The organism is Mulberry dwarf phytoplasma (assembly GCF_056504655.1).
In genome coordinates this window covers 642207-668626 of sequence record NZ_CM151418.1, presented here as the reverse complement: position 1 = coordinate 668626, position 26420 = coordinate 642207, and the positions used below count along the sequence as shown (strand labels likewise).

The window sequence follows — 26420 nt, the reverse complement described above, 5'->3', positions numbered from 1 at the left end:
TCAAACCCCATTAACTAACAAAATTTATATTCTTACTACATTTATATTTTTCCAATTAAAACTTATTATTTTTGCCACCATTAAATTAATTTTTCCCAAACTAAAGAGGTATTTTTTTTATGTTAGATCTGAATTTTGTAGTCCAAAATCTGCCATCTGTTATCGCAAAATTAGAAAAAAGGCAACAAAATTTTGCTTATTTAAATAAATTGCCTCTTTTAGCACAACAAAGAAAATCTTTACTTTTGGAAATACAGGATTTAAGAAGTCAAAAAAATCAATCAGCTAAAAAAGTTGCCCAAAAAGCTAACGCCAAAGAAGATATTACTCTTGTTTTGCAAGACACTAATTTTTTGCGTGATGATTTACAAAAACTAGAACAAAAGTTAAAACTAAAAGAACAAGAAATTTTTGATATTTTAAGCATTACCCCCAATTTACCACACGATTCTTTACCAATTGGCACAAACGATAAGGACAATAAGGAATTGTATTGCGAAGGACAAATAAGAACTTTTGCATTTACGCCCAAAGACCATGTTTATTTAGCTGAAAAATTAGATATTCTCGACTTTAAAAGGGCTTCTAAAATTTCTGGTAGTGGATTTGTTGTTTGCAAAGGGCTAGGAGCACGCCTCGAAAGAGCCTTAATTCAATTTATGATGGATCTTCATAGTAAAAAAGGTTATCAAGAAATTATTCCTCCTTATATTATCAATGAAAAAACCATGTTTGCAACAGGGCAATTACCCAAGTTTGAAGATGAAGTCTACAAGCTTTACAACTCCAAAAATAATTGGTATCTAAATCCTACAGCAGAAGTTCCTACTATTAATTTGCATCGTGAAGAAATTTTTAAACCAGACACGCTTCCTATTAAATACGTCGCCTACACTACTGCTTTTCGCCAAGAAGCAGGCTCAGCTGGCAAAGATACTAGAGGAATTTTTAGACAACATCAATTTAATAAAGTAGAATTAATCCAGTTTTGCCATCCCCAAAATTCTTATGAATGTCTAGACCAAATGTTAAAAGATTCCGAAGAAGTGCTAAAACTGCTCAAACTTCCTTATCGTGTTGTTTTACTTTCTACTGGGGATTTGGGTTTTAGCATGGCAAAAACTTATGATTTAGAAGTTTTTTTACCCAGCTATAATTGTTATCGTGAAATTGGTTCTATCAGTAATTCTTGCGATTTCCAAGCAAGACGCGCCAATATTAAAATGAAAAATCCTGCAAATAATAAAAATGAATACGTTCATATTCTAAACGGTTCAGGTTTGGCTGTTGGAAGAACTGTCATTGCTATTTTGGAAAATTATCAAAACCAAGATGGTACTATTACAGTTCCTGAAGTTTTACAGCCTTATTTAGGAACCGATATTATCAAGTAATTTGAATGTTTTTAACAAGAATAATTTAGAATATAGAGTCGAATCTTTTATGAAAAATAAAGTGATTCGGCGTTTTTTATTGGTAAAACAAAAGCCACTAACAAAACCTTTACTATTTTTTTCACCATTTTCAAAGGCAACCTCAAAAATTCATTACTTTCATCTTCAAAAATAATTGTGAGGTAATATCAATATGCAAATTAAAAACATTTATTTACGACCCCACAATTCTCAAACTTTTCCTCAACAAATAAAAACCTATATCAAAACCAATATTAATCCATCTTTTTGGGGTTTTGTATCTAATTATCCTTGTTATAATTCCGAGACTATCCAAACTTATCCTTGTCTTTTGTGCCGTATTAAAGACGCTTCTTCAGATTTATTAGGAGTCTTTTTTGATGGTGGCACAAGGACTGCAAGTTTCAAAGGCGAAATAAAATATAGTTTAGATGATTTAAAACAAATGTTAAATGGTGCTCAAAATATGTATATTTTTTGGAAAGAACGCCCCTAAAATTTATTTTATAATCTTTAATATTTATTAGAGTTTAAGATTTGCTCCATAAAAATCTTAAATAAAAAATTATAAATGAAGCCAAAAACATTAATCATTCATTGTTTCAAATTCCTAACAATTTATTTTAATAATAAAATAAAGTCCAAATTAATCAGATTTTGCATGCAATCTCAATTGAAAAGAGGCATAATTATTTTATGACACAAACTTCTAACTCCCAATACTTAGTTATTTTATATTATCAATATGCTCCAATAAAAGACCCTCAAACTTTTAGAGACCAACATTTTAAATATTGTGAATCTCTAGGACTTTTAGGACGTATTATCGTTGCCCAAGAAGGTATAAACGGTACTTTGTCAGGTCCAGAAGAACAAATACATAAATACATGGATCAACTAAAACAAGATCCTCGTTTTTGCAACACCGTTTTTAAAATGGAAACCGTAGAGGCACACGTTTTCCCGCGTCTTTCTATTAAAGTTAAGCCCGAATTGGTTAATTTGAGTCTTCAAGAAAACGTTGATCTTACTAAGGACAAAGGTGCTTATTTAGCTCCTCAAGAATTTTTGCAAGTCTTGCAAGAAAAAGATACTTTAATTCTTGATGTTCGTAATGACTATGAATATGATTTAGGACATTTCAGAAATGCAGTTAATCCCAATATTAAACATTTTCGTGATTTGCCAAATTGGGTCAAACAAAACACCCATTTATTAAAAGATAAAAAAATCGTAACTTATTGTACTGGTGGTGTGCGTTGTGAAAAATTTAGCACTTTTTTAAAAAAAGAAGGTTTCGATGATGTCTATCAATTAGAAGGAGGCATCATTTCTTATGGCAAACACCTCGAAACTCAAGGTGCTTTGTGGGATGGTCAAATGTATGTCTTTGATCAAAGAATAGCAGTTCCTGTTAATCAAAAAGAACATGTTATCGTTGGTAAAGACTATTTTGATGGCACTCCTTGTGAACGCTATATTAATTGCTCTAATCCTCAATGCAACAAACAAATTTTGTGCCACGAACATAGCGAACACAAATATTTAGGAGCTTGCAGTGATAAATGTAGCAACCATCCGCAAAATAGATATCTCAAAAAGCACAATAATCCAAACTCATAACAAAAAAACACTCATATTTTAATAAGATATGTTATAATAATGTATGATTATTGTATTTTTTTGGTTTGGCTGCAATACCCAATTAAAAAAATATAAAAACCATTGTTTTTAAACAATTAATTATTATCAGATCCAATAAATTATCCAAGATAATTTGCAATTTTTCCAAGGAGGAAAGAAAATGTTTGCAATCATCAAAACTGGGGGAAAACAATTCCGTGTTTCTGAAGGACAAGAAATTTATGTTGAAAAACTAAATGTTGAGCCAGAAACAACTTATCAATTTCAAGAAGTTTTAGCTGTTGGTGGCTCCAATCCTGTTTTAGGCACCCCTTTTGTTAAAGACGCTAAAGTAACAGCTCAAGTAATCAAGCACCATCGCGCTAAAAAAATTATTGTGTTTAAGTATAAAAAACGTAAAAAATATCGTTGTAAACAAGGACACAGACAATCCTATACTAAACTTTTGATTACTAAAATCATTGTTTAAAAACTATGATTCGCTATTGTTTTTACAAAGAACAAAAAAAAATTACTAGTATTCAAGTTTGGGGGCACGCTTTATATGCTCCTAAAAGTTTTGATATTGTGTGTGCTTCGGTTTCTACTGCTATTATTGTAACTTTAAATGCTTTAGAAAAACTTCAATTCCAAACAGATATTACCTATAATCTACAAGATAAGTTGTTTGAATTAGAAGTGAAAACCACCCAAAATACTGTTCTTTTTACTTTGCTAGATAATTTAGAATACACTATCTGCAATTTAGCCAAACAATATCCCAATAATTTTAAAAAAATATCTCAAATTCAAACAAGAAAGAGGTTATAACATGTTATTGCAATTACAAATCCAGTTATTTGCTTCTAAAAAAGGAGCAGGTTCTACTCGAAACGGTAGAGATTCTCATTCCAAAAGATTAGGTGCTAAACTTTCTGACGGTCAATTTGCCAAAGCAGGCGCTATTATTTATCGTCAAAGAGGAACCAAAATTCACCCTGGTTTTAATGTTGGTAGAGGTGGAGATGACACTTTATTTGCTAAAATGAGTGGCATTATTAAATTTGAAAAAAAGCATGGTCGTAAAAAAGTTTCTGTTTATCTGCAATAATTTTTTTATGCATTTAATGAAAGCAGGTATTTAGTTTGCATTTTGTTGACGAAGCCTTTAATGAAGTTTTTGCTGGCAATGGTGGTCATGGCATCGTTGCTTTTAGAAGAGAAAAATATGTAGCTTTTGGAGGACCTGCTGGTGGCAATGGTGGCAACGGCGGGTCTGTTATTTTTGTAGGCGACAAAGACGAGACTACCTTATTAAAATTAAAATATCAAAAACATCTTAAAGCACCACATGGAATAAATGGCAAAAATAAAGGTCAAAATGGAGCCAACGCCCCTCATCTTTATGTTAAAGTTCCTTTGGGGACAGTTTTTTATACTGCTGATAACAAGTTTTTAGGAGAGATTTTATACGATCAACAAACCTTAGTTATTGCTAAAGGCGGCAAAGGCGGCAAAGGTAATAAAGCATTAGCTACTTTTAAAAATCAAGCTCCAAGTTATGCTGAAAAAGGTGATTTAGGTGAAAGTTTTAAAATCAAAACAGAACTTAAAGTTTTAGCTGATATTGGTTTATTAGGTTTTCCAAGTGTTGGTAAATCCTCTCTTATTTCTGCTATTTCCAAAGCCCAACCCAAAGTTGCTTCCTATCCTTTTACCACAATTAAACCTCATTTAGGAGTTGTTGAAGTAGATGGTTTTAGTTTTGTAGTTGCTGACCTACCAGGACTAATTGCCAATGCTCATTTAGGTTGTGGTATGGGAATTCAATTTTTAAAACATATTGAAAGATGTCGTGTTTTAGTTCATATTTTAAGTATGGAAAGTGCCAATCCTTACCAAGATTTCCAAACTTTAAATCAAGAATTAAGTCAATACAATCCCCAATTATTACTTAAAAAACAAATTATTGTTACCAATAAAATGGATTTACCTGATGCTTTGCAAAAACTTACTCTTTTAAAACAACAAATCAAAGACCAACCAATTATCCCTCTTTCTTTAGTTTCTTTTGATAATTTAGAGACCTTAAAATATGAAATGAGCTCCCTTTTGCAAAATACTCCCTTAGAAGTTACTCCAAACAAAAACAACGAATTTAAATTATACACCCTTCCTGATAATCAAAATACTATTTCTGTTATTAAAGAAAGTGATTCTGTTTTTGTTGTGTCTGGTAAGCAAGTAGAAACTTTTTTTCATCGTACTGATTTTAACAACGAAGAAGCTGTAAAAAGATTTAATAGAATATTGAAAAAAATAGGAATGGAAGAACAATTACAAAAACAAGGAGCCAAACCAGGAGATCAAGTTAAAATTTTTGATCGTTTGTTTGATTTTTTATAATTTGGTAATTATAACATAAAGAAATTATATTTTTGCTCCATAAAAAAATGCTAAATCACCCCCCTTATTATTTAAAAATATTTTTCTTACACTTCATAACCTCCCATTATAAATCTTTTTTGCCCCCAAAACTAAATAAATAAATGCAAGATCTTAATATAAGATCTTTTTTATTACCCAAAACCAACAAAAACAACATACAAAGCAAATAAAACAACATACCACCCCTTTAAACAACCCAAATTTTACTTTCCCCAGTCAAAAATATAACCTAATTCATCAAAATTGAGTTATAATAAAATAAAAAGCAAAAACAAATACTTAAAACAAAAGGACTAAATCATGAATTTTGTAACTAGAAATACTAGAATTTATATATCTGATTGTGCTAATTATATTATTAAAAGAATTGATGTTAATCATATGAAACTCCAAAAGCTACTTTACTATTCTTATGCTGCTTATTTAGTTAAATATAAAGAATCTTTGGCTGTTAATCTAGTAGAAGCATGGCAAAAAGGACCTGTTTTTAAAAGATTATATCAAAAACTTAAACATTATGACAAAGACGAAATTATTAAAGAGCCTGTTTCTCAAACTTGTGAAAGTAAATTAAATTGGGAAAGAAAACAAGTAATGGATTTCATTATTTCCAAATATGGATGGGTAGATTCAGGATCTTTGATGAGGCAATCCATGAGAGAAGCTCCCTTTGATAATTATTTTGAAGAAACTCCAATGTATCATTTTCCCAAAACCTGTTATATTCCTGATGAGGCAATATATCATTATTTTAAAGATTCTAGTAATTGGTATGTTTTTCCTAAATATTGTCCTACTTGTTTACAAAGGATGTAAAATATTGTGGATTGTTAAATAAAATTAATAAAATATCTACAAACATAATTTAAAGATTGCATTTTACTTTAATGTTTGATACAATAAAAGAGGTCAATGGAAGTGGCTGAGGTTTAAAATAAGTATTTTAAGCTTAGGAAAGTCCATGTTAGCACATGCTGCGATTGCATGTAGTGTTTGTGTCTAAGGAATTAATAACTTAGAGTACTGTAAAAAGTAACGGCGTTTTTTAGCTCTAAGGATTGCAATAATTACATTATTTTAATCTATGAGATAAAAACTGAAAGTGTCACAGAGACGAGTTAATTAGAAATAATTAAGTGAAACGCGATAAACCCCTCAAGCTAACAACCCAAAATAATGGTAGGGGCATGCAAAGCGATTAAATGAAATTAGTTTTGCACTACTTATTAGTAGAAGATAAATAGCCACACTTGTTTAACAAGAACAGAACATGGCTTATGCACATTGACCTTTTTTATTAAATTATTTAAAAATCAATAAAGATTATTTGCTTGCTATTATATTTATTATTTGGTATATCTATATTTTGGCAAGAATTATAATTAATGTTATTTATATTATTCATTTATAATTATTGTATTTTATTTGTTTTTAAGTAATTTAAAAATTATTTGTTCCCCCTTTATAAACAAAAAAGCCAAACTGTAAAGTTTGGCTTTCATTGTCTTTATGCTTTTCATATTGTGATATTTCTTAAAAGATATTAAATAAGTAAAGATAGCAATTTATTTATTTTTGATGTTTGATTTTATAAATTAAAATTAGTAAAAAAGCAACTATTAGACCAGTTATAATTATTATAATTGTATAAAAAATTATTGAATTTGTTTTAGTAGTTTTAGTAGTTTTAGTTGTTGAAGCTGCATTTGTTTCTTGTTGATAGTTAATTTCTAGTTCCATTTCGCTTTCATATTCGTGATATTGGTCTTCTTTTGCTAAATCGTATTCTATTTTACAAAAATTATTACTGCCATCTTTGTTTTTGCTAAATTGAAAATCTTTAGGTAAAAATTTATTTTGAAGTTGAGGATTTTTTTGCCAAATAGCTTCACATATTAATTGCTTTCTTTGTTCATCAGTAATATTAGGTGTTATTTGTATTGTTCCTAAATGGGCATTTGTAATAATGTCCTCCAAGTTTATCGTTTTTTTAGTAAAATTAAATTCTATTTTATTGCCCAATATATCTTCAATTTGAAAACTGCCTTGCCATTGCATTTCTTCCGATTCATATTTTTCTTCTAATTGTTCGCTTGCTATTTCAAAATCATCGCTTTGTATTTGGATGTTTGATTCTTTATTTATTTCTTTAAGTATGCCATTTAAAGCAATTATAATATCTTCTTTGGTTAATTGATTATTTTGTTTATAATAACTAAAATCATTGATTGTTCTTTTTTCTAGGGGAAATAATTGTTCGAAATTTTTGGGATTCTTTAAATTTTTTAAAGGCAGATTATTTATTATTTGGGGTTTTTGTTGTGTGTTATTTGCATTTTTTTCAACCCCTACTCCATTTTCCTTTTCTTGGATGTTTTCTAGTTGTTGTTGTTTTCCAGCATAAATACTAATTTGATTGCAAAAATGTATGCCCAATAAAATCATGAATAAAATTAAAGTAAAGTATTTGGGAAACAAACGCATAATTGCTTTGCTTTGGATTTGCATATTACAAATATTTTACTTTTCTATAAATATTAAAGGGTTTCAAAAATAACCCCATTAAAATATTACAGTATAATTATATTTTTTGTGCAACATTTGTATTTATCACATTTTATTATTGTGCCTTTTTCAACAACTTTGCATCCTTTAATTTTATTTTACGCCCCCCAAATAAAAAAATTTGAATTAAAATATTGTGCCAAAAGTTATTTTTTTGTTTTTTTATGTTTAATTTTAACAATTTTATATTATAATATAAGTATAATTATTTAAATATTTTGAGTCTTAACTTCTAAACTCTTACTTATCTTAGATTTAAAATATTCAAAAGCAACTACTAACTTTATAAATTATTTATTTCTAATTTTGTTAATTTTTCACAAATCACATATTAGCAAAACAAACAAGATAATAAATTAACTATATTTATTCTTTATTTTTAATTATATACAATTTACATAATGGATATATTTCTATTTTGCAATTGCTTTCAAACTCAAACCCAAAAATTATTTTTTTGCAATTGATTTTCACAAAATAAAATCTTATTTGTATAATAATTTATATAATCCCCAATATATTTAATCATTAATTAAATTATTTTTATAATATGTTTGCAATGTTTTGGAAAATAATAAGCATATTTTCTAAGTTTATTATTGTGTTAATAGCCTCTTTTATTTAATTCTTAGCCATAATTTTATCATTTTTCGCAACAAACACCACCAACAACAAATTAGCGTTAATTGTAATTTAGATTTTGTTAATTATTGTAAGTTTTATCAATTTTGCACCCTAAAGTCATATTTGTATCTTTTTTTAATAACTTTGGCACTAAATTATTATATTTGCAACATTTCCCTTAACGCCTTAATTTAGTTTTTGTACCCCCCTTTTTTTATATTTATTCAGGGTCATTTATACGAGGTATTACAAAACCATTTCAAAAACACTTGCATAATATTTTGCATTAATTTATATTAAGATATAATAAATATCTTTAAAGTTTTAGTTTTTTCATAATGTAAATATGAAACACATTTTAAAAAATGAAATTATAAGTAATAAACTTATTTTAAAATATAAAATAAAAACATTTTATTACTAAAATTAACCCAAACCAACCCCCCCAAATAACAAATTAGCCCTCATTATAATTAAATATTTTTGCTACTTTATTACAAATGTATAGCCATAACTGTATCAAAATTGAAATTTTTAATGATGGATTTTACAAAGAAATTCCAAAACCACTAATTTATAATTGCATATCATTAGATATTTTTTATAACATCGTTTTTTACCTCACAAAATAGTTCCATTTTAGATCATTTTAAATCAATTCAGAAAGGCAAAAGGAGACCATAATTATGGATTTTTTTATTAAACACAAACAAAAAATAATCATTTTTCTTTTGGCAACAATAACAACGCTGATTTTTTCTATTCCTTTTTTATCTTTGACAAAAACCAATAATGCCAAAACTGCTTCAAAAGATTTACAAATAGTAACGACTACTACCATGTTAAAAGATTTAGTCAGGCATTTAGTTGGTGATGTGGCAGAAGAAGAACAAAACGAATATCAAAAAATTGAAGGTATTCAAGTTGATTCTTTGATGGGAGTAGGAATTGATCCGCACAATTACAAAACCAAATTATCAGATCGCAAAAAAATTAAAGAAGCTGATTTAGTTGTGATTAATGGACTGCATTTGGAAGCTAAAATGGCAGAAGCCTTCCCGCTTTTAACGAATAATTCCTTTACCGTAGTGCAGTTAGATGAAACGCATACCAAAGTTATAAATCAAGAAGGTAAAGAGGAGGAACACATTAAAGAAGAAAATATTAAGCGAGATGAAGATACTCATGGACCAGATCCTCATATTTGGTTTGATATAGATCTTTGGATTAAAGTTTTAAAACAATTAAAATACAAATTAAAAACAGTATTGAAAAAAGAAAAAGATCTACGTTTTAGCAAAATGGATATTGCTAATTTAAAAAATAATTGCGACACATATGCACGAAAATTAAAATTATTAGATACATATGTAGGCAAGAAATTTAACGAATTAAAAGGACAATTTTCTTCTCAAGGCAAAACATTTATTTTAGTTACTGCCCATGATGCTTTTTCTTATTTAGCTAGAAAATATGATTTTGAATTAAGTCCAATTCAAGGAATTTCTACCCAAACAGAAGCAAGTATCAGCGATATTGAAGAATTAGCTAATAAACTGGTTGAAAACCAAGTAAAAGCTATTTTTGTAGAAAGTGCTTTTCCAGAAGGAACGCTTGATTCTCTTAAAGAATCTGTAAAAAGTAAAGGTCATAATATTAAAAAAAGTGATGAAGAATTATACGCTGATGCTTTGGGTTCAGAAAGCGAAGAGCCAATAGAATTTGAAGCCGACAAAGATAAAGACGGGAATTCCAAACCAACAAAATACAAACATTCCACCTATATTGGAGCTTTATTACACAACATTCATACAATAGAAAAAGAATTAAAACAATAACAACAATAACAAAGAAATAAGGAGATTATAATGAAAAAAAAAATAGCCATTAAAATTAGAGATCTAACTGTAGCTTATCATCTAAAACCAGTTTTGTGGGATATTGATTTAGATATTTATCAAAGCTCTTTGACAGCTATTTTGGGTCCTAATGGTGCTGGAAAATCTACTTTAATTAAAACTATTTTAGAATTGATTCCCAAAGTTTCTGGAGAAGTTTTATTTTATAATCAAAAATATGGACAAGTAAGAAAAAAAATTTCCTACGTGCCACAAAGAAATTCAGTTGATTGGGATTTTCCAACTACTGTGTTTGATGTTGTTTTGATGGGCCGCTACGGACATTTAGGATGGTTTAAAAAACCAACTGCTAAAGATAAAGAAATAGTAATGCAATCTTTGGAAAAAACAGGAATGCAAGACCTTAAGGACCGTCAAATATCTGAACTTTCAGGCGGACAACAACAAAGAATTTTTTTAGCTCGTGCCTTAGCTCAACAAGGAGATATTTATTTTATGGACGAGCCTTTTCAAGGAGTTGATATCCAAACAGAAAAAAAAATTATCCAAGTTTTAAAAGATTTGCAAAAAGAAAATAAAACCATTATTGTAGTGCACCATGATTTAGAAACAGTGACTCAATATTTTGATCATGTAGTTTTGGTAAACGTACAAAAAATTGCAAATGGTACTACGGATGAAGTTTTTAACCAAACTAATTTAACTAAAACTTTTCAAAATAAACAATTAAAAAAAGACATCCATAATTTGCAAACCCCCAAAACAACTAAATAAAAAGAACCAAAATAAATAATCAAATTAAATATAAATGATTAAAATAAATAATCATATAATAAAATAATCAATAAATAAGAAAGGATGAAATATGTTTGCTTTAGAATTTAATTATACTGTTGTTAAAGTGCTTTTAGCAGCTAGTTTTTTAGGATTTACATCAGGTATTTTAGGTGTTTTTATTATCCTGAAAAAACAAGCCTTAATTGGAGATGCTCTTTCTCATACCGCTTTGCCAGGAATTGCCTTAGTTTATCTTTTTGCTCGTAGTACAGATATTTGGGTTTTGTGGCTGGGTGCTATTCTTGCCTCGTTTGTTACTTTGCTTTTGATGGAACTTATTAAAAAATATTCCAAAATTAAATCAGATACAGTCTTATCGTTAGTGCTTGCTTCTTTTTTTGGTCTTGGCAACGTTTTGATTGCCATTGCTCAAAATACTGGTGAGGATAACAAAATAGCTACTTTGGAAAAATTTATCTTAGGGCAAATTGCTTTAGTAACTGAACTAGATATGATTTCTACTGGCATTATGGCTTTAATTACTTTAGTTGTGGTAGTTGGCTTGTGGAAAGAATTCAAAATTTATATTTTTGATGATAAGTTTGCCCAAAGTGTAGGATTTAACACTAAAATTATGACTTTTATTCTTAATTTCTTATTAATTGGAGTAGTAGTTATTAGTTTAAAAATTATTGGTATTATTTTGACAAGTGCCTTTTTAATTATGCCAGGAGTAATTGCTCGTCAATTTAGTGATAGATTTGTTACTAATGTTATTGTTGCTTCCATTGTTACTTCCTTTTCTAGTTTAATTGGAGTTTTTATAAGCAATAGTGTACAAGATATGCCAACAGGACCAATTATTATTGTTATTACTACTTTATTTATTGCTTTGTCCTTGCTATTTTCTCCTAAATATGGAGTTATTAGTAGATATGTGCAAAAAATTAAATATCAAAAAAAGATTAAAAAATTTCGTCAACTTATTCATCTTTATTACGAACAAGAAGAAACTCATACTTTGAGTTTGCCAATAATTCAAATAGAAAGTTTTTTATGGAAGGAAAAATATTTAATGTTACAAAATCAAAAAGCCCAATTAACACCTAAAGGAATTAAATTAGTTGAAAATTTAATTGATGGCATTGTTTAATGATAAGTTTTATAAATAATGTTGTTGGTGGCTTTGAACTAGATGTTTTTTTAGTTATTTTATTTTGTTCTTTGACTTTGGCTAGTTTAGGAGTTTTTTTAGTATTGAAAAAGTCTTCTATGGTAGTTGATGCTATGAGTCATAGTGTTTTATTAGGAATAGTTGTAGCTTTTTTAGTAGTTAAAAATCTTAATTCCCCTCTTTTAATTATGGGAGCTGCTTTAGTAGGTGTGCTTACATCTTATATGGTAGAACTTTTAGGCAAACATTCTAAAGTTACCAAAGATGCTTCTATTGGGATTGTGTTTACTTTTTTCTTTTCGGTAGCAATTATTTTGATAAGTCTTTATACAAGACACGAACATTTAGATACTGATGCTGTTTTTTTAGGCAATATTGAACTTACCCACATTAAACAACTCAAAAAAATTATTCCTCTTTTATGTCTTAATTTGTTGTTTGTGCTTTTCTTTTATAAAGAATTAAAAATCTATATTTTCGACCCTACTCTTGCTGTAATCCTCGGCTTTTCAACTAATTTAATTAATTATTTATTGATGTTTTTAGTTTCTATGACAGCTGTTATTTCTTTTGATGTAGTTGGTTCTATTATGGTAATTTCTTGTATGATTGGACCTGCTGCTACATATCTTTTAGTTACTAAGAATCTATATAATAGCTTTTTGCTTTCTTTATGGCTTGCATTTGTGAATTCTAGTCTTGGTTATTATTTGGCAATTGGACTTAATTTACCAGTATCAGGATTAATTGCTTTTATGAATTTAGTGAACTTTTTGCTCTTTTTCTTCTTAGCCCCTAAAACTGGAATTGTTGCCAAAATGATTAAAAATAATTTGCAAAAAAAAGAATTTATGATTATTTCTTTACTAATGCATCTCAAAAATCATCAAGATCAATTACAAAAAAACCATTTTCAAGAGATTTATAAAGATCTAAAATGGTCTTTATCTCGTTATAATAAATGTCTTAATAATGCTTTAAAAAAAGGCTATATTCAAATAAAGCAAAATCAAGTAATACTAAATGATTCAGGAAACTATATTTTAGAAGAAAAAATTGCTCTTTGGATATAAAAACCTACACCCAACAAACAACTTCAATAAAGTGGGCTTTATCATATTTATAATGAGTTTTATCATATTGAAAGAATTTTAAAACACTTAAATAAAAAAAATTAACCCTTTGCTAAGGTATTTTTTTAGCTTACCAACATCACAAATTTGCTTTTGTTTTATAAAATTAAGTTATAATAAATAAGGTAGCATTTATAAGTATATAGAAATTAGGAACAACACTTTCCTATTTTATATCAACACTTTATTATCACCAAAAACATCATGAATTATTTTTAACTTTGCACCGCAAAACCATAATTATCAAAAAAATTAATTTATTTGTTTAACTTAGAAAAAACTAAAATAAATTATAATGACAATAAAATATCTTATCATAACATTTAATGTAATACTTAAATGTTCTATAAAACTAAGGAGTAAAACGATGAAATTTATAGGTAAAAAAATATTATGTTTAGCATTAATATTAAATTTAGTTAATTTTTTTATTTTTATAGTTTTTAATGTTTGTAGTTTTAGTTTTTTTAAGAAGAAGAATCCTTATTTTAATAATAATTTTGTTTATGCACAGAAAGAAGAAAGTGCAAATAAGGGGAATAATAAAGATCAAAATGATGCAAAAGATAATCAATTAAATAAACCAAAAGAAGAAAAGCAAGAAGAACAAAAAGAAGGGTTTGTTTCTTGGTTTTGGAATAAAGTCAAAGAAGGTAGAACAGCTATTTATAATATATTGCCAGGAACCAAATCCCCTGAAAATATTGACACACAATTATTAAACCAAATCAAAGAAGAAATAACTGCCATTGAAGAAAAAAAAGAAAAAATTAAAGAATTAATCCAACAAGACGAAACATTAAAAAATATGTTAGAATCTGATGAAGCATATAAAAAAGCGGAACAACAATATGAAGAAGTAGAAAACAATTTAAAAGAAAATAAGTTTCAAGAAGCTTCCAATTTATTAAAACCTTCTCCAACTTGGTGGCACTCTTTTATAAGTTTTTTTCCTTTTGTGGATAATCAAACTCCTCAACCCTTAAAAGAAGCTTATAAAACTGCGTTGGATAATTTACAAAAAGTTCAACAAATAAAAGAAGATTGGAATAAATTACAAAATATAAATGATGTACAAGAATATAAAAGTCTTTGGGCATCTATTAAAGATAAAATTAATAATTTTTGGCCTTCTGCTAATGCTGATGCCACTCCTACACCTTCTGATTTAAATTCACAAGAAGAAATACCTTCTATTAAAAATTTTCTAAATAATCATAAATTTGCAACTAAATTGCTTGGTTGGTGTTTAGGAGAAAAAAGTAATGATGTTAAAACAATAGCTTATAATTTAACAAACAGATTAGCTCAATATATAAGCAATAAAGCTGAGGAAAAACTTCAAAATAAAGTAGAACAAGCTAAAAAAGATGTTCCTCAAAAAGCTACAGATGCAGTTAAAGGCCACATATTTCAAGTTATTACCGCTGCTGTTGCTTTTACTGCTTTAGTTATTGCATTTCTTTACTGGTTTATAATTAAAAAAATTAAAAAAAATCAAATTAAAAAACCACAAATAAGTAAAAAAGTTACCTTAAATAAAACAAAATAAACTTTTTTATTCTTAAATAATAAATAAGCAAAAAACAATAATTTATTTTACATCATTTGCTATTATTATTTCTTAAATATTACATTATTAGTGTTTTTATTTCAATTTCATACGAAATAAAAAGGAGATTAATTTTTATGTTAAAAATTAACCATTTATTTAAAAAATTTCAAAATACAGAAGTCCTTGAAAATGTTTCTTTTCAATTGCCTCAAAAAGGATTAGTTTTTATTATTGGTAAATCAGGTTCTGGTAAGTCTACTTTATTGAATCTCATAGGAGGGCTTGACAAACCCACTAAGGGAAATATTACAGTTTTAGGATGAAACATTAATGAATTTGCTTCATTCGAACTAGATGCTTATCGCAATTATTTTTTAGGATTTGTTTTCCCAGAATATAATTTATTAGATAATTTAACAGTTTTTGAAAATATTCAAATGGCTTGTGCACTACAATCAAAACAAGTAGATAATTGGAAAATGCAACAAATATTAAAACAAGTAGAATTGGACGGTCTAGAAACTCGCTATCCTAATCAACTTTCAGGAGGACAAAAACAAAGAGTAAGTATTGCTCGTGCTTTAATTAAAAATCCTAAAATGATTTTGGAACACCTCAGATGATTCAAGCAGAACGTGCTTTGTTGGGGGTTTTACTTTTAAACCCCGAAATAATTTCTTTAGTTTTTAATGAAATTACAGAAACTGACTTTTACAGTCCTCATCATAAAAATATTTTTAAAGCCATGAAAATATTACATCAAAATAATAAAGAAATTGATTATTCTTCAGTAAGTTCTATTTTAGAAAATGAAAAATTATTAAAACAAATAGGAGTGAACTGTTCCGTTCCAACCCAATATCAATTGTCAGGTAATGACGCCTTAAAACAAGGTTTGATTGATGCTAATATTGGTAATAATTTTCATACTATGAAAGGATATAATCAAATTTATAAAACCAAAGAAGGAACTTTGCCTTTAACAATGGTAAGCCCCTTATTTCATCCTAAATATGGATTATACGTCCACAAAGCAAATACTTTAGGACTCAAAACTTTGGAAGATGTTAAAAAACACAAACATTTACGTGTTTTGTACGCCCTTTTTAATGAATTGCACATAGCTCCTTGTGATTTTGCTCAAAAAATTAGGACTCGTTGAAGTAAGCGAACAGACCATCAAAGAAAAAGGTTTTAATCTATCCTTAAAGGATGTCAAAAACATTTATGATTTTGAATTTATTAAAACTTCGCATCTTTTAGAAATTCCTCAAAAATTGCAAGATACTCAAAAATATGATCTTGCAATTAATTGTCCTGGTATGATGAGAGATAGTAATTTTGTAAGAGTCGGTTCTATTGGTTTAGGCAAAGAAGAAAATATTGAACCTCAAGAAGATGTTTTTTTATCTTATGCTGTTATTTTAGCTGCTAAAACAGGAACCGAGACAACTCCCAAAGTTACAATCCTTAAACAAGTTTTAAATGACACTCATTATAGAAAAGTACAATTTTTACATGGTGGCACAACTCAGGATTATATTATGGTAAAAGACCAGAATGAGTTAAGAGAACAAATTCAACAAAAATGGTTATAATCAAATTATTCACATATTTTGTATTATAAGTGCCAGAAAGAAATAAAATGTTTGATGCTAAAAAACACGAAATAATTATGAAACATTATCACAATCCACAAAATCTGAACTGTTCCGTTTTTTTAGACACTTTTTTATTTCAAAATTACTCTTTAAGACTTAAAATTAAATAGATAATTTCATATCTTTTCAAACTAACAAAGTAATTTCATTACACTTAAAAAGTGTCTAATGTTTTTTAATAATTTGCTAGTTTCAAAAGATATTTTTTTTAAATATTTTATCCCTACACTATATATATAGGTCGAAAAAATGAAAAACTCACCTATAAAACGACATGGGTTTCATTTTTTTACACAATAATGCGGAATTTTTGATTTTTATAGAAAAAAATGTACAACAAAACAACCTTTTTCCAAAGGTTATAATTTTATATATCCATAATTAAATATTTATCTAAAAGTTTGAAAGTATTGCAAAGGAGATAAATTGTTTAATTTAGTTAATAACCATTTATTATTCCAAAAAGAAGGGAATTGGTTGATAATTTTTTTGATTTTACTTGGTGTTTTTTGGAATAAAAAGGGATGTTGGTTGGATAAAATACTTTTCATCTGGCCAAAAAGATTTTCAATGACAGCGTTATCACGTGGGGTTGCTTTACGAGACATACTAATTAAAAACCCTTTTTTAGTTAAAACTTTTTGTACTTTTAGAGATTGATAAACTTTACCTTGGTCTGAATGAATAATACAAGGGGTTTTTAAAGTAGGAATTTTTTTGATTGTATTTAAAATTAATTCTTTATTTTGTCGGTTTGAAGTGTGGGAGGCAATAATTTGATTATTAAAAGAATCAATAATACACGAAAAATAAATAAATCCTTGGGGAGTGGGAAAATAAGTAATATCGGTAAATAGTTTTTTCATGGGTTGGGAGGTAGTAAAGTTTTGATTAATTAAATTTGGGACTACTTTGAGGTTAGATTCTAAATTTTTATAATAATATTTATTTTTTTTAGGCCTTAACTTACAACAAATATTATTTTCTTTCATGATAAGATAAACTTTTTTCTTAGTAATAAATTCATTAAAAATTTCTTGGTATAAATCAGTAATTTTACGATGACCGTAAAAATATTCATGTTGTAAACATAAAGTTTGAATACGTTGTTGTTGCAAAAAATGTTTTGTTTCTTTTAATTTTAACTTTTTTTCAATTTTTAGCCAATAATAATAAGTACTTCGATTAATACGAATTGTTTTTAAAATGGTAGTTAAATTGAGATCTTTGACAAATTGTTTAACCAGTTTAAAAACTATTTTTTTATTAATAGTTTGAATGTGAGAAACCATATTTTGTAATAATTTTAATTTTTTCTTTAATTTTTGCATCATTAACCCCAATTATCTTAATATTTTTTATTCATTACAAAAATAATTATAACTAAAAAATGCATTAAAAATTAATTTTAAAATATATTTATTAAATTATTATATAATATGATTAGTATTCTAAGACGAGCAGAGCGAACTAGGCGGTCAGCCGAAGTACATTACAATTAACTATTACCCCCTTTCTTATGAAGTCCCCTTTGGGGATTTAGGGGGTATTTTAATTTGACCGTTAAATTTTTTAATTTGACGGGCACCTGGTTAGATAATATATTTTATCTAAACATTATATGTCATGATATAATATAATAAATTTATTATTTATAATTAAATATAAAAACCCTTGATAGGTTTTTATATTTAATTATTATCATTAATATTATTATATTTAATATTAAATATAATAATATTAATGATAAATCTTTCTTATTAGGTTAAACCCGAATTAAGTATTATCTATCACAACCCAATTCAAAACAGCCTTGGAGGGCTTTTTGAATTGGTGTTTAGGTTTACCCACGGGTTTAACCTAATAAGAAAGATGTACAATATATATATAGGCCGAAAAAATGAAAAACTCACCTATAAAACGACATGGGTTTCATTTTTTTACACAATAATGCGGAGTTTTTGATTTTGGGGTAGTTGTGCCATATAATAACAGGGTTAAATGGCAAATTGCTTACCATAAACACTAGCGATTTTGTCTGGAAGAGACAAAAAAATGAAAAAAAGTTGTCAAAAAACGATCAAAAAAATCTCCCTTAAAAATAAAAAAATGACCCCTCAAATGAGGTGGTCTAAATTAGTTTTAAAAAATGATTCGTTTTAATTTATGTCAAAATTGTAAAAATTAAAAGTAAGTGTTTTCCTAGGGTTTTGAGGACTGCTTTTTCAAGAAATTGAATTTAAGGGGGGGTATAAATTAAGACTAGGGTTATTACCCTAATTGGATTTAAATCAAAGCGAGAGGGGCAAAATAATGCGTTTAAGAGGCATTTGGGATTTTGTAGCTTTCATTTTTTAACCACTTTTAGGTTCTGCTGTAATCCGCCATTCTTTCGTTTGACTGACCAACCGCATGACCTCACGGAATAATCAAGTCCGTGGCAGTTGGTTAGGCTGCTGTAATTAAGCGTGTATTTGCTCCCAATTTGTAATAATAGTTCCGTAGATGTCGTTTTTTCAATCTCGGGGTTGATATTAATAATATAAATATTTTTTTAATTCACTGTTTTTTTAAAATCTTTCTTAGCTTACGATGCTTATAAACTAATTTTTGAATTGTATCATAAGTTAAATTACTAATTTGCAAAAACTTATAAAGATGTTTCAAAGCAATTTGATTTAAATTTTTGTTAGATTCACAAAAATTATATTGATGAAAAGGATCATATAAAAAAACATTAAAATACCAAATATCTTGTTGTTTAATAAAATAACCAATAACTCGTTGACATTTATCAATACTTATTTTAAAAATATTTTGTTCAGAAAGAAGATCTTTAATATCGTTTGTTAAATTACAAAATTTTTTTATTTTACTTAAAGGTTCTTTTAACAATTTACAATGTTTGGTTTTTTTAATTTCATCAAACGTTTTGTTATTAAAAAATTTTAAAAGTTTATTTTTTAATTTATCAAAATCTAAACAAAAAACATTTGTTAACAAAATATATCATTTGGATTTTTTCAATATTTTCTTGAATTGCTTTGATTTTTATCATAATTTAAATTGCATTGCCCTTTTTAGAATAATATTTTAAAATAACTTCATTCGTAATAGAATTTAAATTCCAATCTTTTGAGATAAAACAATTACACCATGGTGATAGATCTTTATGAGTTAATTTAACTAAAAAACTTGAAGTTCGGCTTCCGTATCGCTTTAATATATGATTTATTATTTTTTTTGTTCAGAAGTAAAACAATCTTCTTTAAAATTTTCTTTTATTTGATCACTTTTTTGAAATCCAGAAGTATAAGATAAAGTTTTTAAATATAACTTTGGGGAAACAGGACCATACTCCCATGCTTCGAAATCATTAGGAAATAATTCTTTTTTATAATCTACATAATACTTACAATAAACTAAAAAAACCAACTTTTGAAGTTTCATTTTAGTATAATCACTTTTATTTTGATAATTAATAATATATTGTGCTACATCTAGGATATCAATTTGAGTTTGTTTTTGCATTGCTTGCCCCTTTTTATAATAATTTTGCATATTGGTATTATAACACAATTGTTTAATTAACCCTAATTCTTTTTTTAATTTATTAAGTTGCTTCAATAGTTTTTTAATTTGATATTTCATTTCATTCTCCTTACTTTATTTTTTGATGAACTTTTTTGTTGTAATCAATTTGTTGGGTATTAAATAAAAAAAGGTTCCTCTTAAAGGAACCTTTTTATGGTATTAAATGTGTTTGGTGTTTTTTAAAAATAGTTTTATTCAATTACAAAATATAATTATAATGTTTGTTGTAAAAATTAATCTTAATGGGTGTGTGTTTAATTTATTAGATCGATGAGTTAAAAAATACAATTTTGTTTTATTTTTTTTAAAAATTCTTGAAAACGATGGATATTGAATAAAACATTGGTTTCCGTTAAGGTTTTTTCCAACAAAGATGCGTTTTTTTTCAAACCTGGACCTTCTATCACATAAATAAATTGAATATTTTTGAATTTATTGATAGTTTTACTAAATTCTACCAAACGTTTTAATTCGCTATTAATTTTGGAGCCTGAAGTGTTAAAAAAACTACATTCTAAAAGATAATTTATATTATTATGTTTAAAAACAAAATCCACTCTTTTTGTTTCTTTTAATTCAACACCTTTTAAAATGTCTGTTAAAAGAACTTCTTCTTGAAAATTGAAATTATTTGTTTTTAAAAGAGTTTTAATTAAATTAGGCAACAAAACTCCTGATTTATTTTTTCTTGAGTTAGAATCCAACCCCACCAAAACCCCAAAAATATAATCTTTAATATTTTGATTAAAATTTGAATTTACAAAAACATTAGTTAGAAGTTTTGATTCTTTAATAAAATTAATGACAACTTCTTTATCTTGGTGGTCAAAAGTAATTTCTTGGTTTTGGTTGTTAAAATAAATAAATTTTTCGTTTTTCGCAAAACGATTGTTAGCTAATAATATTGGCAAAAATTCAAAAGTATTTGATAATTCTTGCCATTGCAATTCAAATTTATCATAAAATTCTTGCTCAGTTTTGGATTTAAGTTTATTCCATTTTTTAATAATTTCTTCATTTTGGTTTATAAAATGATTAACTTTTTCCCACGAAACATAATCCTTTAAAAAATAAGATGTAGATTTTAACTCTTTGAAAAACAATAAATTATTTATTTGTTTAATTTGGTCATCTCTTAATGTAAAATTCGTAATAATTGTTTCGTAGGTGTTATTTTTCCGATTGCAGCTTTGGGAATTGATAAAACGATTAACAGGAATTCTTATAAAATTAAAATCTTTGTATAAGTGGTTAATTAATTGGGTGTCGTGATTAGTTAAAACCCATTTAACTCCTCTTAAATGAGCTGCTTTTAAAGATTCAAACAATTCTTTTTGGTTTGTTTGATTAAAAGGGGATGCATTATAGCTGTTAAAAGTTTGAGTATCTGAATCATAAGGAGGATCACAAAACAATAAATCATTTTTTTGTGTTTGAGCAACTATTGTTGCGTAATCTTGGTTTTGGATTTTAATTTCATTCTTTTTTAAGAATAATGTGATATTTTTAAGATTAGATTCGTTAATGATAGTTGATAAACAAACATCATTTTTTCCATTAAACGGAGAGTTAAATTGATTTTTAGAATTAACACGATAAAGACCATTAAAACAAGTTTTATTAAGAAAAATAAAGCGAGCAGTTTTTGAAATATTATCCAACGAAGAGGTTTTTTGGTCGCGCAATTGATAATAAAAATCTTTTTTTTCTAATTTTAAACGTTTAATATATGTTTTTAATAAATTAACAACATCACGAGATTGTGATTTTAAAGTATGCCAAGCAGTTATCAATTCTTCATTAATATCAGACAAAACAGCTTTTTGAGGTTCCAAACTAAAAAATACACTCCCACCTCCTAAAAAAGGTTCAAAATAAGTTTCATATTTAACATTCATAACAACTTTCAAAAAAGGCCAAAGTTGGGTTTTTCCACCCGCCCATTTGACAAATGGTTTTAGTTTTAATGTATTTGACATTTTGATAACCTCTTTCTTGTTTTTTTAACTAATTTTTCAACAACTTAAAATTTTAAGATAAATAGAGGCATTTACCCTACTTAAATTGAAATTAGTTATATAAACTATCCTAATTATACCTCAAATCAAGATTATAACATTAAAATTTTGATTAACTCTTTAATAAAATATATTATTTCATTCAAAGTGGCGGTTTTAATAAATTGATATTAATTTTGGTCCAGGTTTGAAAAACCCCCAAAATGAAAAAAGACCTTCATTATAAGGTCTTAATATCAATTAATATTTATTTCTTGAGGTTTTTTGGGTGGCGGAGTGGTGCCATAAAAATTATAAAAAGTAATGTTTGAGCCAACACAGTTAATCCCATTAATGTACCAATCATCTATGAAAAATCCTGGAACATAATGATATTGACAACTTTCCCCTTTTTGATTATAAATGCCCCTTGATGAACGACCAAATTTATCTCTTATTTCTCCAGATGAATAAGGAATGCCAGGTTTGATGTAACATTGCCTTAACCAATTAATATATTCAGAAGTATAATTATTGAAAATACGCAATTTTGGTTCTACATCTTTACAAGAAATAATAAATTTTTCCTTTTCGGTTTCAAAAATATTTATAAGTTGGTGAGGTTCACACGATATAGTCTCTTTTCTATTTGAAGCTATTAACAATTCGTTTTCTACTCTACCAGTTTGGTGTATAAATTCACCTTCATAATCAAATAAATTATTATCTCTTTTCCATGTTCGAATGGCTTGGTAAGGATCAATAGCATCAGGTAATTCGATGCTTTTAATTCTTTTTTGAGTATTGAAAGAAAAAAGGTAGATGTTTTTGGCGCCATTGGAGAGTTTCAATAAATCATCAATGGTGGAAGTTTGGTTAGTTATCATTTCTTGGTAAAGTGTTTTGGTTGTTTTTTGTAAAAATGCAATTAATATTGCAAAACTCTCTTTTAATTCTTCATTTTTAGTTTGACTTAACTCTTTTAAAGCTTGTTCTAACCTTTGTTCCTGGTGTTCTATTCTACATTTTAAATCTCTAGTATTTTCGTTTTCAGGTAGCAGACGAACCCCATCATCAAAGTAAATAGAAGCAATTTCAATACCATGAAATTCTCCTGAAGGTAAAGGAGCGATTAAACCTGTGGTAGGGGTAATATTATAACAACCTAATTTAATTAGTTTGGGTTTTTGGATGATTTTCTGTTGGATTAAGTAATTATTAATCACTTCTTCTTTACTTTGGTCAACAAAGATATCGAAGCTGATTACTTCCACATTGACCTTTTCTTCCTGAGTTTTTTGTTGAGCATCCCAAAAAACAAAAACTTCTTCAATAGCTATTTCGTATTTTAAAAGGTCTTCTAAGGTGTGTTTTTTATTTGCAGCAGGATATTTAATATTAAAGGGATTAGAGCGGGGTTTAAAATAGACAGCCATGAGTCCTTCTGGCGGATCTTTGATATGCCAGTAAAAAATACTATCATTGTTAGAATTATAAGAAGGGGTGTTAAAGTTATCATATGCGACAACATCACTTTTAATCCCAACATATTTTAAAATTTCAGGAATACTTTCTTTGGATAAAACGCTGATATCATACCTTTTCATTTTAGGTTGGAAGGTTAACCACTCTTCTTGAAGGGTTTTATAATCAGCTAGTTTTATAGTTGATTTGGTTTGTCGATGGAAAAAGGAACGCCCGAGGGTTTTACTTGGAGATTGTTTGCTCTGCTTGATTCTATTCCCTGTTTTGGGATCGCACTCGTTGATGTAGTTGATTGTACCGTCTGAGTTGTATGTGGTACCCTTGATTTTCTTCCCTGTTTGGGGGTCGTACTCGATGATGAAGTCAATTGTTCCGTCAGAATTGTATGAGGTATACTTGATTCTATTCCCTGTTTGGGGATCGCACTCGTTGATGGACTTGATTTTACCGTCGGGGTAGTATGAGATTTGCGCGGCGAAGGTTAAAGTAATAAAACTTAAAAGACCACACACCACCATCATAATGAGCTTCCTAATTTTGAGATTTTTTAACATAATCGCGAATTCCTAATTGTTATTTTTTTAACAGCGTTATTATATTTGTCGATGGGTTTCTTGGTGGGGGTTTGGTAATCTGCTAATTTAATTTTGCTTTTGGTTTGATTATGAAAAAAAGAAGAATGAGAATTGATGGAAAGGACAAAATTGAAATTAATAATTAATAACATAATTATTAATTTTTTTAAGTCTTGTTTATTCATTTAAAATTATTTCCTTTCTTTTTTAATTTTTTGTTTAATTTGGTTATTTTTGGGTATAAAAAAAGACTCTCATAGAGAGAGTCTATTAAAATTTAATTGTATTTTGAATTTTATATTAATGCAATAATTTATTTTTTCTTTGTATTTCCTTTATGGTTTGGATCATAGGCGATAATAACAAAATATTTACAACAGTTATACCATAAACGCGTTCTTGCAAATTAAGAGATATTTGAAAAATAGGTTCATCTTCAGAAAGGTTAACGGCACGAGCAAACCCTTTTCGAGAAAGGGTGCTAGGTTGGACTACATGATATCTAGGACCTTTATTATGCGATTTTTTGATTTGATGCCATGTATACTCAATATATTTATTTAAAGGTGCGATAACTTTTTCTAAAACTTCTTTAAAACCTTTTATTGTTTTAAAACTTGAAATATCTGTTAAATTTTGATCGAATCGATAACGAAAAAGATTATTAACTGTTTGTTTCATATTAACAAATGTGTTTAGTGTTTTTAGAAAAATATTCTAAAATATCTTTGTTTTTAATAATGTTTTTAGACCAATCGGAATTGATATAATATGTATTTTTCCATGGGTCTTCTTCGTGAGTTTGTTGAGATAAAAAATTGGCTTCTTTGTTGCCGTATAATGAAATAATATCATCAAGGATTTGTTTTTGAGCGGCATTTATTTTAGTTGCATCTCCCATTGATAAAGAATCGGGATTTAACGGTTTATAAGTAAATTCTTTTAGTTGTGCGCACAATTCAGGAAAAACAGGACCATAAATCCAAGCTTGGATTTGTTCTTTTACAAGAGGTTTTTTAGTTTGCACTAAATGTTTTGCTTGAGCGTAATAAATCATTTTATTTAGTTTCATTTTAGTAGTTGGATGAGGATTATTTTCAACAATGTAAAGTGCAACATCAAAAACGTTAATTTGGTTTTGGTTGGGGATGATGGATGTTTTCATATTTATTCCCTTCCTATTTTTTATATTGTATATTTTAACATATTTTTTGATGATTTTTAATTGTTTAATTAATTTTTTTGGTTTTTGATTATTCATTTTTTTGATTTGTTCCTTCTTTATTTGGTTTTTTGCTCTTTTTGTTTGATTTGGATGAATTTGGGTATAAAAAAAAGACTCTCATAGAGAGAGTCTATTAAAATTTAATTGTATTTTAAATTTTATATTAATGCAGTAGTATAATTTTTTTTAATTAAAATATCGGCATTTAAAATGTTTTAAAAATACAATTTGAATTAACTTCAAATAACATCTTTAAAACCCCATTATGGGTTAAAATAATGTGTTTTAGGGGTATTTTAGGGTTTTAATTTATAATTAAAATTGGTTTGTTATGAAAAACTCCCTTTAGTTTTCTTCTGGAATTGTATTTAAATCTAATTTTCGTTTTTTATTATTATTTGTTTGTTGTTGGTTTGTGTTAAAAGATAAGAAATTTTCTATTTCTTTTATGGAAGCATTTTTTAAATGAGGGTGTTTTTGTTTTAGTTGTTTGATATTTTCTTGACTTTTTTTTACTAATTTAAAAAAAATATTAATTTCTTGATCGCTCGGTTCATCATTTAAAATTTGTTTTCCTTTGTTGTTTTCCATCGCCATGACTTGATGATTGTTAATAACAAATAATAATCCTAAACAAATAAATAAAACTATTTTAAATAAGTATAATTGTTTTTTTAATTTAAACATTAATTTATAACTCCTTTAATTTT

At 27.2% G+C, this 26420-nt stretch carries 25 protein-coding genes, 1 other RNA gene and 1 pseudogene; 17 read left to right on the top strand and 10 right to left on the bottom strand.

Annotated elements, in window-relative coordinates; translation table 11 throughout:
- The first annotated feature begins 119 nt into the window (after positions 1 to 119).
- The 9 genes from serS to rnpB all read left to right on the top strand — a co-directional run bounded on the left by serS (position 120) and on the right by rnpB (position 6769).
- Positions 120 to 1394, top strand: coding sequence for a serine--tRNA ligase (serS, locus tag JAHGCCOI_RS03325; protein ID WP_479491992.1), 1275 nt, complete (start codon positions 120 to 122; stop codon positions 1392 to 1394).
- A gap of 193 nt (positions 1395 to 1587) precedes the next feature.
- A complete protein-coding gene (locus JAHGCCOI_RS03320) occupies positions 1588 to 1911 on the top strand; it encodes a hypothetical protein (protein ID WP_011160459.1) in 324 nt (107 codons plus the stop codon).
- Positions 1912 to 2111: 200 nt separating this feature from the next.
- Entirely contained in the window at positions 2112 to 3038 is a 927-nt protein-coding gene (trhO, locus tag JAHGCCOI_RS03315) for an oxygen-dependent tRNA uridine(34) hydroxylase TrhO (protein ID WP_479491991.1), read from the top strand.
- Between the two features lie 181 nt (positions 3039 to 3219).
- The gene (gene rplU, locus JAHGCCOI_RS03310; RefSeq protein WP_479491989.1) at positions 3220 to 3528 is read left to right on the top strand and encodes a 50S ribosomal protein L21; all 309 of its coding nucleotides are present in this window, start codon (positions 3220 to 3222) and stop codon (positions 3526 to 3528) included.
- Between the two features lie 5 nt (positions 3529 to 3533).
- Entirely contained in the window at positions 3534 to 3869 is a 336-nt protein-coding gene (locus JAHGCCOI_RS03305) for a ribosomal-processing cysteine protease Prp (RefSeq protein WP_479491988.1), read from the top strand.
- Between the two features lies 1 nt (position 3870).
- Positions 3871 to 4149 carry a 50S ribosomal protein L27 gene (gene rpmA, locus JAHGCCOI_RS03300; RefSeq protein WP_011160463.1) on the top strand — a complete coding sequence of 93 codons (279 nt, stop codon included), beginning with the start codon at positions 3871 to 3873 and terminating at the stop codon, positions 4147 to 4149.
- Between the two features lie 35 nt (positions 4150 to 4184).
- Complete coding sequence (gene obgE, locus JAHGCCOI_RS03295; RefSeq protein ID WP_479491986.1) at positions 4185 to 5444, top strand: GTPase ObgE; 1260 nt, start codon at positions 4185 to 4187, stop codon at positions 5442 to 5444.
- A 342-nt stretch (positions 5445 to 5786) separates the two neighbouring features.
- Entirely contained in the window at positions 5787 to 6302 is a 516-nt protein-coding gene (locus tag JAHGCCOI_RS03290) for a Panacea domain-containing protein (protein WP_227807272.1), read from the top strand.
- Between the two features lie 95 nt (positions 6303 to 6397).
- Positions 6398 to 6769: RNase P RNA component class B (gene rnpB, locus JAHGCCOI_RS03285), an RNA gene on the top strand.
- A gap of 286 nt (positions 6770 to 7055) precedes the next feature.
- Here rnpB and JAHGCCOI_RS03280 read toward each other — a convergent pair.
- Positions 7056 to 7970, bottom strand: a complete 915-nt coding sequence (locus tag JAHGCCOI_RS03280; protein ID WP_479491985.1) for a hypothetical protein — start codon at positions 7968 to 7970, stop codon at positions 7056 to 7058.
- Between the two features lie 1391 nt (positions 7971 to 9361).
- On the opposite strand from JAHGCCOI_RS03280, the gene JAHGCCOI_RS03275 reads away from it, so the two are divergent.
- From JAHGCCOI_RS03275 to JAHGCCOI_RS03240, 8 genes and pseudogenes are all read left to right on the top strand, one after another.
- The gene (locus JAHGCCOI_RS03275; RefSeq protein ID WP_479491983.1) at positions 9362 to 10513 is read left to right on the top strand and encodes a metal ABC transporter solute-binding protein, Zn/Mn family; all 1152 of its coding nucleotides are present in this window, start codon (positions 9362 to 9364) and stop codon (positions 10511 to 10513) included.
- A 30-nt stretch (positions 10514 to 10543) separates the two neighbouring features.
- Complete coding sequence (locus tag JAHGCCOI_RS03270) at positions 10544 to 11308, top strand: metal ABC transporter ATP-binding protein (RefSeq protein ID WP_479491982.1); 765 nt, start codon at positions 10544 to 10546, stop codon at positions 11306 to 11308.
- A gap of 91 nt (positions 11309 to 11399) precedes the next feature.
- Entirely contained in the window at positions 11400 to 12464 is a 1065-nt protein-coding gene (locus JAHGCCOI_RS03265) for a metal ABC transporter permease (protein WP_227807276.1), read from the top strand.
- On the top strand, positions 12464 to 13558 hold the full coding sequence (locus JAHGCCOI_RS03260) for a metal ABC transporter permease (protein ID WP_479491981.1): 1095 nt from the start codon (positions 12464 to 12466) through the stop codon (positions 13556 to 13558). Before JAHGCCOI_RS03265 ends, JAHGCCOI_RS03260 begins: the two co-directional genes overlap by 1 nt.
- A 427-nt stretch (positions 13559 to 13985) precedes the next feature.
- Positions 13986 to 15170, top strand: a complete 1185-nt coding sequence (locus tag JAHGCCOI_RS03255) for a hypothetical protein (RefSeq protein WP_479491980.1) — start codon at positions 13986 to 13988, stop codon at positions 15168 to 15170.
- 137 nt (positions 15171 to 15307) lie between these two features.
- A pseudogene (locus JAHGCCOI_RS03250) lies at positions 15308 to 15796 on the top strand (ABC transporter ATP-binding protein).
- The gene (locus tag JAHGCCOI_RS03245) at positions 15793 to 16335 is read left to right on the top strand and encodes a DnaB-like helicase N-terminal domain-containing protein (protein ID WP_479491979.1); all 543 of its coding nucleotides are present in this window, start codon (positions 15793 to 15795) and stop codon (positions 16333 to 16335) included. The pseudogene JAHGCCOI_RS03250 and the gene JAHGCCOI_RS03245 overlap by 4 nt, the downstream one beginning before the upstream one ends.
- Positions 16304 to 16771: a hypothetical protein gene (locus JAHGCCOI_RS03240; RefSeq protein WP_479491978.1), complete on the top strand. Its 468-nt coding sequence runs from the start codon at positions 16304 to 16306 to the stop codon at positions 16769 to 16771. Before JAHGCCOI_RS03245 ends, JAHGCCOI_RS03240 begins: the two co-directional genes overlap by 32 nt.
- A gap of 452 nt (positions 16772 to 17223) precedes the next feature.
- Here the strand turns inward: JAHGCCOI_RS03240 and JAHGCCOI_RS03235 are convergent, their stop codons facing one another.
- From JAHGCCOI_RS03235 to JAHGCCOI_RS03195, 9 genes are all read right to left on the bottom strand, one after another.
- Complete coding sequence (locus JAHGCCOI_RS03235) at positions 17224 to 18165, bottom strand: IS3 family transposase (protein ID WP_479492250.1); 942 nt, start codon at positions 18163 to 18165, stop codon at positions 17224 to 17226.
- A 1228-nt stretch (positions 18166 to 19393) separates the two neighbouring features.
- Positions 19394 to 19837, bottom strand: coding sequence for a hypothetical protein (locus JAHGCCOI_RS03230; protein ID WP_479491937.1), 444 nt, complete (start codon positions 19835 to 19837; stop codon positions 19394 to 19396).
- Positions 19838 to 20068: 231 nt separating this feature from the next.
- Entirely contained in the window at positions 20069 to 20485 is a 417-nt protein-coding gene (locus JAHGCCOI_RS03225) for a Panacea domain-containing protein (RefSeq protein WP_479491977.1), read from the bottom strand.
- 218 nt (positions 20486 to 20703) lie between these two features.
- Positions 20704 to 22407, bottom strand: a complete 1704-nt coding sequence (locus tag JAHGCCOI_RS03220) for a DpnII family type II restriction endonuclease (RefSeq protein WP_479491976.1) — start codon at positions 22405 to 22407, stop codon at positions 20704 to 20706.
- Between the two features lie 275 nt (positions 22408 to 22682).
- On the bottom strand, positions 22683 to 24464 hold the full coding sequence (locus JAHGCCOI_RS03215; protein ID WP_479491975.1) for a DUF2963 domain-containing protein: 1782 nt from the start codon (positions 24462 to 24464) through the stop codon (positions 22683 to 22685).
- Positions 24458 to 24670, bottom strand: a complete 213-nt coding sequence (locus JAHGCCOI_RS03210) for a hypothetical protein (RefSeq protein ID WP_227807313.1) — start codon at positions 24668 to 24670, stop codon at positions 24458 to 24460. The genes JAHGCCOI_RS03215 and JAHGCCOI_RS03210 overlap by 7 nt, the downstream gene beginning before the upstream one ends.
- A 115-nt stretch (positions 24671 to 24785) precedes the next feature.
- Positions 24786 to 25166 carry a hypothetical protein gene (locus JAHGCCOI_RS03205; RefSeq protein ID WP_479491974.1) on the bottom strand — a complete coding sequence of 127 codons (381 nt, stop codon included), beginning with the start codon at positions 25164 to 25166 and terminating at the stop codon, positions 24786 to 24788.
- 1 nt (position 25167) lies between these two features.
- On the bottom strand, positions 25168 to 25746 hold the full coding sequence (locus tag JAHGCCOI_RS03200; protein ID WP_479491973.1) for a Panacea domain-containing protein: 579 nt from the start codon (positions 25744 to 25746) through the stop codon (positions 25168 to 25170).
- A gap of 309 nt (positions 25747 to 26055) precedes the next feature.
- Positions 26056 to 26397 carry an SVM family protein gene (locus JAHGCCOI_RS03195; protein ID WP_479491972.1) on the bottom strand — a complete coding sequence of 114 codons (342 nt, stop codon included), beginning with the start codon at positions 26395 to 26397 and terminating at the stop codon, positions 26056 to 26058.
- Positions 26398 to 26420 lie beyond the last annotated feature (23 nt).